Annotated in this window: 10 protein-coding genes and 1 pseudogene; 10 read left to right on the top strand and 1 reads right to left on the bottom strand. The window is 41.8% G+C overall.

Features of this window, described 5'->3' with window-relative positions; all coding sequences use genetic code 11:
* Window positions 1-176: 176 nt before the first annotated feature.
* Window positions 177-308: pseudogene (locus FTU37_RS15240) on the top strand (transposase); the annotation flags it as partial.
* A 138-nt stretch (window positions 309-446) separates the two neighbouring features.
* On the opposite strand, the gene FTU37_RS15245 reads toward FTU37_RS15240, so the two are convergent.
* Window positions 447-740: a hypothetical protein gene (locus FTU37_RS15245; protein ID WP_180039355.1), complete on the bottom strand. Its 294-nt coding sequence runs from the start codon at window positions 738-740 to the stop codon at window positions 447-449.
* Window positions 741-1121: 381 nt separating this feature from the next.
* On the opposite strand from FTU37_RS15245, the gene FTU37_RS15250 reads away from it, so the two are divergent.
* The 9 genes from FTU37_RS15250 (at window position 1122) to FTU37_RS15290 (ending at window position 11596) form a co-directional block, all read left to right on the top strand.
* A complete protein-coding gene (locus FTU37_RS15250; protein ID WP_180008671.1) occupies window positions 1122-2129 on the top strand; it encodes a sulfate ABC transporter substrate-binding protein in 1008 nt (335 codons plus the stop codon).
* 247 nt (window positions 2130-2376) lie between these two features.
* Window positions 2377-3393, top strand: coding sequence for a sulfate ABC transporter substrate-binding protein (locus FTU37_RS15255; RefSeq protein ID WP_078189545.1), 1017 nt, complete (start codon window positions 2377-2379; stop codon window positions 3391-3393).
* A gap of 185 nt (window positions 3394-3578) precedes the next feature.
* Window positions 3579-4490 (top strand): 16S rRNA (cytosine(1402)-N(4))-methyltransferase RsmH, encoded by a 912-nt coding sequence (gene rsmH / locus FTU37_RS15260; RefSeq protein WP_180008673.1) that lies wholly within the window; start codon window positions 3579-3581, stop codon window positions 4488-4490.
* A 10-nt stretch (window positions 4491-4500) separates the two neighbouring features.
* Window positions 4501-4833, top strand: coding sequence for a cell division protein FtsL (gene ftsL, locus FTU37_RS15265; protein WP_078189390.1), 333 nt, complete (start codon window positions 4501-4503; stop codon window positions 4831-4833).
* Between the two features lie 12 nt (window positions 4834-4845).
* Window positions 4846-6672, top strand: a complete 1827-nt coding sequence (ftsI, locus tag FTU37_RS15270; protein WP_180124608.1) for a penicillin-binding protein PBP3 — start codon at window positions 4846-4848, stop codon at window positions 6670-6672.
* Between the two features lie 10 nt (window positions 6673-6682).
* Window positions 6683-8179, top strand: coding sequence for a UDP-N-acetylmuramoyl-L-alanyl-D-glutamate--2,6-diaminopimelate ligase (locus tag FTU37_RS15275; RefSeq protein WP_180124609.1), 1497 nt, complete (start codon window positions 6683-6685; stop codon window positions 8177-8179).
* 9 nt (window positions 8180-8188) lie between these two features.
* The gene (gene murF / locus FTU37_RS15280; protein ID WP_180124610.1) at window positions 8189-9598 is read left to right on the top strand and encodes a UDP-N-acetylmuramoyl-tripeptide--D-alanyl-D-alanine ligase; all 1410 of its coding nucleotides are present in this window, start codon (window positions 8189-8191) and stop codon (window positions 9596-9598) included.
* Entirely contained in the window at window positions 9598-10716 is a 1119-nt protein-coding gene (gene mraY / locus FTU37_RS15285) for a phospho-N-acetylmuramoyl-pentapeptide-transferase (protein ID WP_180124611.1), read from the top strand. The genes murF and mraY overlap by 1 nt, the downstream gene beginning before the upstream one ends.
* Before the next feature lie 76 nt (window positions 10717-10792).
* Window positions 10793-11596, top strand: a complete 804-nt coding sequence (locus FTU37_RS15290) for a putative RNA methyltransferase (RefSeq protein WP_180124612.1) — start codon at window positions 10793-10795, stop codon at window positions 11594-11596.
* Window positions 11597-11756: the final 160 nt, after the last annotated feature.

Genomic DNA, 11756 nt, shown 5'->3' on the forward strand with positions numbered 1-11756 from the left:
TATAAAGAGTTCCTGTACCGCCATACTGTCAGCGCAGTGCGGTATCGAAAGGTGCAATCTCTAAGATTGCATGGGTCGCAAAGATTCCCCCACCATAGCTCTTAGCTTGGTGGTGGGAGTATGTCAAGACGATCTTATTGGGATGAAATTAAGGGAAAATTATGGGCAATCACTTTTGGTCGCCTAGTTATTGCATTGTATCTTGTGGTGGTGCAAGTTTAGAAGTTGTTAAAAAGTATATCGAAAACCAAAGAATACCAACTTCTAAAAAAAATGCAAAAAAATCCATGTCATTAAAAAAGAGCTAACCCGCCCTTAAAAGAGCGAGAATGCGCTCTTTATGCATGTTCAACATTGAATGATCAGGCGTTTTTAGTGTTTTTTAGAAGACAGTGGGGGAACTGGTCTAAAACAATAGCTTGGGCAGCATTAATATGCTGATGTCGTTATGAGTTGTTACCAGAGAAAATGGCTTGAACAAAACGAGAAAAACTTTGGTTTTGTGATGCAAAGAAACTTTGAGTCGGTGCAGCTTTAATAGATGTAAATACTTTTAAATTATCGTCTGTACGGCCTTTACCTTCAGATTTTTGCTGATTAATCGCTTTTTCGATCAATGAGGTACGTTCAGCAGGCATCGTAAGTTTGTTATTCGATGCGGTGCTGGTTGCAGCACACAAAGCAGTCTGTGCAGTAACGCTTAAACTTAAGCCTAGGCATAGTGCGTATGAAAATTTCATGTCCAAATCTCCCCCTAGTTTTGGTGATGGAACTTTTTATTTGCAAAATAGTTTTAATATTTAGACTACGATTTAACCATCTTTCGTAATTAAAAAGTAGAACTACGTCACAATTTTTACAAAAAAACTAAAAAAGTCTGTACTAGGATTACCTAAATAGACTGTTTTCTCCAGATTTTCGGATGTTTTAGCAAACAACTATGAAGATAGCATGGAGATCGCTTCTGATTGTTGCTGTATTAGCAGAATTAAAGCTTTAAATACGTTATTTTTAGATATCTTTAAAACAGAAATAGATTTGAATTTATATTATAGATAGCTGATTGTTAAAGTTATTTTTGATTTATATAGTGCTCTCAAGATCAATTTGAGTTTGAGCAGATGAAAAAAATAATAGCATCGGGCATTTTCGCTTTGTTGGGTGGGGTGGCGGTACAGGTGTATGCCGCAAAAGATTTCTTAAATGTTTCTTATGACCCAACACGTGAGTTTTATCAGGAATATAACCAAGAATTTGGACAATATTGGAAAAAACGTACAGGACAAGAGATTAACTTTAAACAATCACATGGTGGTTCTGGCAAACAAGCTCGTGCAGTGGCAACAGGTTTACAAGCAGACGTTGTCACTTTGGCATTGGCCAATGATATTGATGAAATTGTGGCGACAGGACAAATCAATAAGAACTGGCAAAAGCAATTTCCACATAATTCTGCACCGTATACCTCAACCATCGTATTTTTGGTGCGCAAAGGTAACCCGAAAAAAATTAAAGATTGGAATGACCTGACCAAACCGGGCGTTGAAATTATTACACCAAATCCAAAAACAGGCGGCGCACCGCGTTGGATCTATTTATCAGCATGGGGATATGCTTTAAAACAGCCGGGTGGCAATGACGCCAAAGCCAAAGAATTGGTGAAAAAACTCTATAGCAATGTCAAAGTATTGGATTCTGGCGCACGTGGTTCACTCACGACCTTTGCTGAGCGTGGCATTGGAGATGTCTTACTGTCTTGGGAAAATGAGGCACTGTTAGCGACTCAGGGCCTAGGCAAAGATAAATATGACATTATTTATCCGTCTATTTCGATTTTAGCCGAACCTTCAGTGGCAGTAGTGGATAAAACCGTCGATAAAAATGGTAATCGAAATTTGGCGAAGGGTTATTTGAATTATCTATATTCACCTAAAGGCCAAGAGCTGGCAGGTAAATATTTCTTCCGCCCTCGCGATGCAAAAGCCACAGCAAAATACGCTGCTCAATTTCCGAAAGTTCAAACCTTTACCATTGATAAAGTGTTTGGCGGTTGGGCTAAAGCGCAAAAAACACATTTTGTGAATGGTGCGATTTTTGATCAAATCTATAGTGAAAAGAATAAAGAGTAAGTCTGTAAATAAAGTTGAGTGGTGTAAAACGGATAATTTAGATTATCCGTTTTTTGCATATGTAATGCATAAAAATCTATATATAGGGAATAAGTAGATTGTTTTTGTGTATTTTAATATGAAAAACAAACAATTAAATTCGTAGCCTTAGCTGTATTCAACAAAGCGTCTAAACACGCTGCAATTGCGATTTATGACTTTATTTCATATATTTAGCAGTATTGAATATAACTTTATGCTGGCTGTTATGAAAACTCAATTTAAGGCGTGGCTCAGTGCCGCGTTGCTTGCCACTGGTGTTGCATTTTCAGCGTCTGCTCAGGCCGCTGATCGTGAATTTTTAAATGTTTCTTATGATGCAACGCGTGAATTTTATGACGAATTTAATAAGTCATTTGGTGCATATTGGAAAGAGCGTACCGGTAAAACGGTCGCATTTAAACAATCACATGGTGGTTCAGGCAAACAAGCCCGTTCTGTGGTTGACGGTTTAAAAGGTGATGTCGTGACTTTAGCCTTGGCCAATGACATCGAAGAAATTGTGAAGTCTGGTCAGATTCAGCCGGGTTGGCAAAAAGAGTTTCCACATAACTCAGCGCCATATACGTCAACGATTGTATTCATGGTGCGTAAGGGCAACCCGAAACATATTAAAGATTGGTCTGATTTAACCAAACCGGGTGTACAAATTATTACGCCGAACCCGAAAACTGGCGGTCTCCCACGTTGGGTTTACTTGTCAGCTTGGGGTTATGCTTTGAAACAGCCGGGTGGTAATGAAGCGAAAGCCAAAGATTTCGTGGGTAAGATGTACCATAACGTAAAAGTAATGGACTCTGCGGCACGTGCATCGATGACTACATTTGCAGAACGTGGTATTGGTGATGTGTTATTGACTTGGGAAAACGAAGCTTTAGTTACGCAAAAAACTTTGGGTAAAAACAAATTTGATATCGTGTATCCATCGATGTCGATTTTGACTGAGCCTTCAGTGGCAATCGTAGACAAAACTGTCGATAAAAATGGTAATAAATGGTTAGCTCAAGGCTATATCAATTATCTTTATTCTCCATTAGGTCAAGAGATGGCAGCTCGTCATTTTTACCGCCCACGTAATGCAGCAGTTTTAGCAAAATATAAATCACAGTTCCCGCCATTAAAAACCTTTACCATTGATGAAGTGTTTGGTGGTTGGGCAAAAGCTCAACAAACACATTTTGTGAATGGTGCGATCTTCGATCAGATCTACAATAACAAGCGCTAATACATCGAAATCTAGGATTTGAGATGTTCAAAGACCTCCTTCGGGAGGTTTTTTAATGGATGGCAAAAAATAAAAACGGTTTTCTCTATGGAAAGTAATATTTCTGTACAAAAAGACGTTTGGAGCTTTGCTAAAACAAGGTAATAATGTGCAGTTACATTTTTAGCTGTGTTGAACGAACCCTTATGTCGCATATTTCTGTATTACTTCATGAAACTGTTGATGCTTTACTGGCAGATCGCAATACAGGAATTTTCGTAGATGGCACATTTGGGCGTGGCGGTCATACGCGTTTATTACTGTCTAAATTAGATGAAAATGCACGTGTTTATGCCTTTGATAAAGACCCGCAAGCATTGGCTGTTGCCGCAGAATTAGAACAAGAAGATGCGCGTTTTAAAATTATTCACGCCAGTTTTGCAGACTTAAAAGAAGAACTGCGTAGTCGAGGTATCGATTTGGTCGACGGTATTATGGCGGATTTAGGGGTATCATCTCCACAGTTAGACCAAGCAGAGCGTGGCTTTAGTTTTATGAAAGATGGCCCACTTGATATGCGTATGGACAACTCACAAGGCCCAACAGCCGCAGAGTGGTTGGTTGATATTGAAGAAGAAGATTTGGCCAATATTATTTTTAAATATGGTGAAGAACGTTATAGCCGCCGTATTGCCAAAGCGATTAAAGCGGCAGGGTATATTGAAACCACAGCTCAATTGGCCGAAATTGTGAAAGTTGCCCACCCAAAATGGGAAAAAAATAAACATGCAGCGACACGAACTTTCCAAGCAATTCGTATTGCTATTAACAAAGAACTCGACGATATTGATATCTTCTTACCTCAAGCGGTGGATATGCTGAAACCTGAAGGCACTCTTGCAGTAATCAGTTTCCACTCTTTAGAGGATCGTTTAATTAAACAATTTATTCAAAAAGAATCTACACTTGCAGAAGACACAGGTTGGGGTTTACCACAAAAACGCGAAGATACCCGCCGCTTAAAAAAAGTGTCACGAATTAAAGCAAGTGAAGAAGAAGTTAAAGCCAATCCGCGATCTCGTAGTGCTTGGCTTCGTGTGGCAGAGCGTTTAGCTTAAAAGGCAAAGAATGAAAACCGAAGCAATCGAAAAAAACTCTGATCAATCGCAGTCGAAGAAAATCATTACATATGGCATTTTATTGCTCTTGGTTTTTGTGAGTGCGATTATGGTGGTCTTTCAAGTCTTTGAATATCGCCAAGATTATCGTCAATTGAGTACCTATATGCGTGAAAGGGATGACCTCAACGCAGAATGGGGACGTTTGCTGATCGAACAACAAACTTTCGGTGCAACAGCCCAAATTGGGACACGTGCAGTTACCCAATTACGCATGTATTCGCCTCCTATTGCACAAACCGTTGTTATTTCATTGCCACAAACTCCAGAACAGAAAAAATAGGCTGCCGGTCACATGGTTGAAAAGAGAAACAAACAAACTCCGCGTAAGAAACAGCAGTCTGTTACTGGTCGTACAGCCATTTCGGTGGAGATGTGGCGCTATCACTTGATGTGGGCAGTGGTTTTGCTGTGCTTCATTGCATTGGTGGGGCGGGCTTTTTATGTACAAATCATTAATAAAGACTTTTTACAAAATAAAGCCAATGCTAAAATTTTAAGAACTGAAACCTTAAAAGCCATGCGCGGTGTCATCTATGACCGTCACGGTGTGCCTTTAGCGATTAGTACCCCGATCATGAAAATCGTGATCGATCCACGTGATTATTTTGACAATAAAAAACTCTTTGAAGAAACCACGGCTGAATTGGCTAAAGATCCAAACAATCGTAAATTAAAACGTCAATTACCTGATAAAAATCTAAGCTTAGATGAACTTGCCGATGCTGTCGGTATGGATCGTGCTGAACTGAAACGCAAAATGAATGAGCGTCCACGTTCACGTTATTTGGTTTTAAAGAAAGAAGTACCGCCGCAACAAGCTGAATTGATCATGAAACGTGACTTTCAGGGCGTATATACTGAGAAAAACTATAAGCGCTACTATCCACAGCCTCAGCCAAACTCACAAATTATTGGCTTAACCAATAGTGAGGGCATGGGTATTGAAGGCTTAGAAATGCAACTGAATGAACGTCTTTCAGGTGTTGATGGTGCGCAGCAAATTGTCCGTGATAAAAAGGGCAACCGTGTTAAAGACCCTGAGATTGTGAAAGAAGTCGAGTCGGGCGAAAATATCACGCTCAGTATCGATTCACGTTTGCAATACATCATGTACCGTGAGTTGACCGCCGCAGGGGTGGCCAATAATGCACGTTCTGCAACCGCGATTGCCGTGGATGTCAAAACAGGTGAAATTTTGGCGATGACCTCTTGGCCGTCGTACAACCCGAACGATAAAAAAGGTGTTTTAAATAAAGATGCCATGCGTAACCGTGGTGCGATTGACTCTTTTGAGCCAGGTTCAACCATGAAGCCAATGACCGTGGCAATGGCGTTGGAAAGCGGCAAATACACGGCAAATACAGTTGTAAATACCACACCAGGTTCAATGCGCGTTGGGAATCATACTATTCGAGATACGCATAACTATGGCCCTCTGACTTTGGGTGGCATTATTCAAAAATCGTCTAACGTTGGTGTGGCAAAAATCGCTTTATCTCTCCCTTATGAAACATTACCAACGTTCTATCAACGTCTTGGCTTTGGTCAACGTTCAGCGGTGAAATTCCCCGGTGAAAGTGCTGGTCTGATTTTACCGAAGAGCAAATGGAATGTGTCAGAAGTAGCAACCATGGCTTATGGTTATGGTTTGAACGCTACAGTACTCCAACTGGCAGATGCTTATGCCATGATTGCCAACAAGGGCGTCAAAATGCCACTGAGCTTGTATAAGCTTGAGGAACAGCCGAAAGGTGAGCAGATTATTGACGCTAAAATTGCCGATCAAGTGCTTTTAATGATGGAAGCGGTGACCTTGCCAGGTGGTACGGCACGTCAAGCCAATATCCCGGGTTATCGCGTGGCGGGTAAAACTGGTACAGCACATAAATTACGTGCAGACCGTAAAGGCTATTCGACTTCAGAATATCGAGCACTCTTTGCCGGTGTTGCACCAGTGAGTGATCCACGTTTGGCCATGATTGTTGTAGTGGAAAACCCAACAGGTCAGTATTACGGTGGTCTGGTGGCTGCACCCGTTTTTGCTCGTGTAATGCAAGAATCTTTACGTTTAATGAACGTACCTTTAGATAAACCTTTAGACACTCCTAAGATCCAGTAATAGGTGATGAATGAAAATTACGTTTCAAGATCTATACACCGTTGAACAGCCCGCTGAATGGATGTCGCAATCCTTTCAAGGCTTCAATCTGGATAGTCGCAAAGTTACAGCAGGGCAAATATTTATTGCCCTGACTTCGATTTCGCAACCTGAAAAAACAGCACAATTTGCATGTACAGCGTTAGAAAATGGTGCGTTGGCAGTTATTTCCGAAACTGATTTGGGCTTGGATCAAAGTGTCGTAATCGCTGATGTGCGTCAATTGATGGGGCAGTGGCAAAAGCAATATTTACAGGCGACTCAACCGGTTCAAGCTGCACGAATTTTGGCAGTGACGGGTACCAATGGTAAAACCACGATCTCACGCTTAATCGCTGAATTACTCATGCTGCAAGGCAAAAAATGTGCAGTGATGGGAACTACCGGGAACGGAATTTTACCGAATTTAGAAGCCTCTTCTCACACCACTTTAGATGCGTTGCATATGCAAAATGCGTTGCATACCTATGCACTTGAAGAAGCAGAGTTTGCTGCCATTGAGGCAAGTTCGCATGGATTAGAACAAGGTCGATTAAATGGTTGTGCTATTGAAATTGCCGCTTATAGCAATTTAAGTCGTGACCATTTGGATTATCATAAAACCCTTCAAGCCTATGCTGAAGCGAAATCACGTTTATTTCAGTTTCCATCGCTCAAAGTTGCAGTCATCAATCTCGATGATGAACATGCCGAAGTGATGATGAATGCTGCACGTCAAAATCCGGCTCAGCCTAAAATTTTGACTTATTCAACGCGTCAGGCTGCGGATTATCAAGTGACCGATATTCAATACAGCTTAACGGGCGCACAATTTAAATTGCGTACTGCTCAAGCTGAATTTGTGGTGCAAAGTCCATTATTGGGGCACTTCAATATTGAAAATATTGTGGCCAGCTTAATTTCAGCGGAGCAAGCAGGTTTTGATTTATCTGCCTTGATCGCAACTGCGCCCGAATTAAAAGGTGCACCGGGCCGTATGCAAGTGATCCGTGATGATGAACGCTTGTTTGTAGTGGATTATGCACATACACCAGATGCCTTGATTCAAGTGTTACAGACCTTAAAACGTCATGTATCGCAACAGTTATGGGCAGTGTTCGGTTGTGGCGGTGATCGTGACCGTGGTAAACGTCCATTGATGACTCAAGCGGCATTAAACCATGCAGATGTTGCGTTGATTACCTCAGATAATCCACGTACTGAAAACCCAGAACAAATTTTTGCAGATATGAAGGCTGGTATTGATTTCACTGGAAAAACTGTCCATGAAATCCATGACCGCCGTGAAGCGATTAAATTCGCAGTCAACCATGCGCAAGCGGGTGATATTGTGGTGATTGCTGGTAAAGGCCATGAAAACTATCAAGAAATTGATGGTGTTCGACATTGGTTTGATGATGTGGTGGAAGTGAAATCAGCGATTGATTCACAGCATCACAACACTGACTCGGCTTATCCAGCGCAATAGGAAACAGATATGCATACTTCAACGACCAGTACGGTTCCGTTAGAACCTTGGACTGCCGAACAGTTGGTTCAAGCGACACAAGGGCACTGGCATAATAATCAAGCGCCGACAGCTCCTGTGAAACGAATTTTGACCGATTCACGTCATGCAGAGCAAGGAGATGCTTTTCTTGCCCTGAAAGGTGAACGCTTTGATGCGCATGATTTCCTTGCTCAAGTGGCTGAAAAGGGTTGTGAAATTGCCATTGTCAGTCATCCGGTGGATGTGGATATTTGTCAGTTGGTGGTTGCAGATACACGTTTAGCACTTGGACATTTAGGTGCATTTCGTCGTGCCCAAAACCCAGCCTTAAAAGTGATTGCCTTGACAGGAAGTAGTGGTAAAACCACAACCAAAGAGATGCTCGGGAGTATCCTTTCTCGTCTTGCACCAACGTTAATTACGCGCGGTAATTTAAATAATGACCTTGGCGTACCGATGATGTTACTTGAGTTACGTCCAGAACATCAGTATGCCGTGATGGAGCTTGGTGCCAGTCATAAAGGTGAAATTGATTACACCTCAAATTTGGTACAGCCTCAGGTTGCCGGTATTTTAAATATTGGCACCGCTCATATGGGGGAGTTTGGTGGGCGTGATGGTATTTGTCGTGCCAAGTCTGAAATTTATGCACATATAGCGAAAACAGGAACTTCGATTGTCCCTGCGGCAGATGATTTTACAGATGCCATTCGTCAAGCGGTGCAAACTGAGCAAGTAATGAGTTTTGGTCAGGGTGGGGATGTCTTTGCGACTGAAACTGAACTTCAGGCTCAATCTTCACGATTTATCTTAAATACGCCACAAGGTGCACGTCCAGTTCAACTGCCATTTGCTGGTGAACATAATGTGCAAAATGCCACTGCAGCCGCAGCTTTCGCGTTGTCGATTGGTGTGAGTTTAGATGATATCGTTGTGGGTCTTGAACATGCGACAGGTGCCAAAGGTCGTCTAAACTTTATTCAACACAAAGATTATTTGTTTATTGATGATACTTACAATGCAAATCCAACCTCAATGCGTGCTGCTGCTGATGTACTTGCGCAGCAAGATGGCATCAAAGTCATGGTCATTGGGGATATTGGTGAGTTAGGTTCATCTGCTGCACAGCAGCACTACATGTTAGGACGTGACCTTGTGTCACATTCTGGTCTTCAATTTGTTGTTGCTGTCGGTGAGTTTTCACCTGCCGTGCAAGAAGGCGCGCGCAGTACCCAATATGGTAAAAAATTACAGGCCTTTCTATCTCAAGAACAGGCCTTACCGTTATTAATTAGTCTAGTCAAAACACATCAGCCTCAGTCCATGAGTTTCCTGTTTAAAGGTTCTCGTTATACCCACATGGAAACTTTGATGGCTGAATTGATGGAGAAACTTTAATGCTGTTATGGTTATTTGAGCAGCTTGCGGGTTATCACAGCTCGTTTCAGGTTGTTCGTTATTTAACGCTTCGTTCGCTACTCAGTGTCTTAACGGCATTGGCCATTGGTCTGTTACTTGGACCTGTGATGATTTGCAAATTGCAAGCTCTCAAATATGGTCAGGCAGTCAGTTCATTTGCACCTGAAAATCATGCCAAAAAAATGGGCACACCAACTATGGGTGGTGTGTTGATTTTACTGTCTATTGGGATTTCAACCTTACTTTGGGCCGATCTTTCAAACCCTTATGTATGGATTGTACTTGGGGTGATGGTGATCTTTGGTGCTGTTGGCTGGGCAGATGACTGGATTAAAATCCGTTATAAAGACAATGCCGGTCTGCCTGCGAAGAAGAAATTCTTTTGGACTTCTGTGGCATCCCTAGGCGCTGGTATTGCACTCTATGTGATTGCGACACAGCAGGCGAATCCAATCCATACCTCAAATATGTTGGATCTGCTGATTCCATTCTTTAAAGAAATTAGCATTCCGTTGTCTATTATCCCACTCGGTATTGGCTTTATTGTCTTTACTTATTTGGTGATTAACGGTGCATCTAATGCGGTGAACTTAACCGATGGTTTGGATGGTCTGGCGATTATGCCAATCGTTCTGGTTGCCGCAGGTTTAGGTGTATTTGCTTATCTGGCTGGTGATGTTCGTTTTGCCGATTATTTACATATTCCTTATGTGAAATATGCATCTGAACTTGTCGTGATCTGTGCGGCAATGATCGGTGCTGGCTTGGCATTCTTATGGTTTAATGCGCATCCTGCTCAAGTCTTTATGGGTGATGTCGGTGCCTTATCTCTAGGTGCGATGCTCGGTACGATTGCAGTCATGGTTCGTCAAGAAATCGTTTTTGCCATTATGGGCGGTGTTTTCGTGGTTGAAGCTATTTCTGTCTTCTTGCAAATTGGCTCGCTGCGTATGCGGAATAAGCGCGTATTCTTAATGGCACCGCTGCACCATCATTATGAGAAAAAGGGATGGCGTGAAACGCAGGTGGTGATTCGTTTCTGGATTATTACAATTATGCTGGTAGTTTTAGGTCTAATGACTTTAAAATTACGGTAAGCAAATAAATAAACGAAACCGGCATTTGCTCCCACAAATGCCGGTTTTTTTATTTCAAAATATAGTGGAGTAAATGATGAACCTGTTGATGTGTCCTGTATGCCGTGAAGCATTAAAACTCACAGAGCGGACATGGCGCTGTGAAAATAATCATAGCTATGATGTTGCAAAACAAGGCTATGTCAATTTACATGTGGTTCAACATAAACACAGTAAAAACCCAGGCGATACGCCTGAATCTGTACAGGCGCGCCGTGCATTTTTGAGCGCAGGTCACTATGCACCTTTGCAACTGGCAGTGGTGGCTTTGATTCAAAAATTACGGGTTGAAAACTTGTTGGATATTGGTTGTGGTGAAGGCTATTACACCGATGCGATGCAAGCTGAAGTACTACAGTGTGTGGGTGTCGATATTGCTAAAAATGCAGTACAAGTGGCCGCTAAGCTGAATAAAGAGGTGACTTGGGTGGTAGGGACAGGGGCGACCTTGCCTGTGTTAGATCACTCAATTGACTTGTGTACGAGTTTATTTAGTCCAATTCCTAAAGAAGAAATCCTTCGTGTGTTAAAGCCTGAGGGTCACTTGATGGTGGTTACACCTGCACCAGAGCATCTTTATGCAATGCGTGAAGCCCTGTTTGAAGAAGTAAAGCCACATGAACCGCATAAATTTGTAGAACAACTGGCGAATGATTTTGAATTGGAAAGTGAACAAGTGGTTCAAGCGAAAATGTCACTTTCTCAGCAGGATCTCAAAAACTTAATTGCAATGACGCCTTATGCATATAAAGTGAAAGCTGAGCGTCGAGAAGCTCTAGAAAAAAATGAACAATTTGAGTTGCAAGCGCAGTATCAAATTTATCTCTTTAAAAAGAAATAATGCATTGGAAGTGATAAAAAAGCCCTCAAAAGAGGTAATGCCAGTCAGTTAAGAGATTGACTGGCTTTTTCTTGGGTATTTTTGAGGTTTTCCTTTTACAACCCTTGGATAACTCCTCACTCTTCTCTCAGGTATAACATACCGATTAGATTTCTCCATT

Source organism: Acinetobacter sp. YH12097 (assembly GCF_013419225.1).
GTDB classification, from domain to species: domain Bacteria; phylum Pseudomonadota; class Gammaproteobacteria; order Pseudomonadales; family Moraxellaceae; genus Acinetobacter; species Acinetobacter amyesii.

Bases quoted from the DNA above. Each gene is read 5' to 3' on its own strand.
- FTU37_RS15245 (WP_180039355.1), bottom strand. From the start codon at position 740: ATGAAATTTTCATACGCACTATGCCTAGGCTTAAGTTTAAGCGTTACT.
- FTU37_RS15250 (WP_180008671.1), top strand. From the start codon at position 1,122: ATGAAAAAAATAATAGCATCGGGCATTTTCGCTTTGTTGGGTGGGGTG.
- FTU37_RS15255 (WP_078189545.1), top strand. From the start codon at position 2,377: ATGAAAACTCAATTTAAGGCGTGGCTCAGTGCCGCGTTGCTTGCCACT.
- rsmH (WP_180008673.1), top strand. From the start codon at position 3,579: ATGTCGCATATTTCTGTATTACTTCATGAAACTGTTGATGCTTTACTG.
- ftsL (WP_078189390.1), top strand. From the start codon at position 4,501: ATGAAAACCGAAGCAATCGAAAAAAACTCTGATCAATCGCAGTCGAAG.
- ftsI (WP_180124608.1), top strand. From the start codon at position 4,846: ATGGTTGAAAAGAGAAACAAACAAACTCCGCGTAAGAAACAGCAGTCT.
- FTU37_RS15275 (WP_180124609.1), top strand. From the start codon at position 6,683: ATGAAAATTACGTTTCAAGATCTATACACCGTTGAACAGCCCGCTGAA.
- murF (WP_180124610.1), top strand. From the start codon at position 8,189: ATGCATACTTCAACGACCAGTACGGTTCCGTTAGAACCTTGGACTGCC.
- mraY (WP_180124611.1), top strand. From the start codon at position 9,598: ATGCTGTTATGGTTATTTGAGCAGCTTGCGGGTTATCACAGCTCGTTT.
- FTU37_RS15290 (WP_180124612.1), top strand. From the start codon at position 10,793: ATGAACCTGTTGATGTGTCCTGTATGCCGTGAAGCATTAAAACTCACA.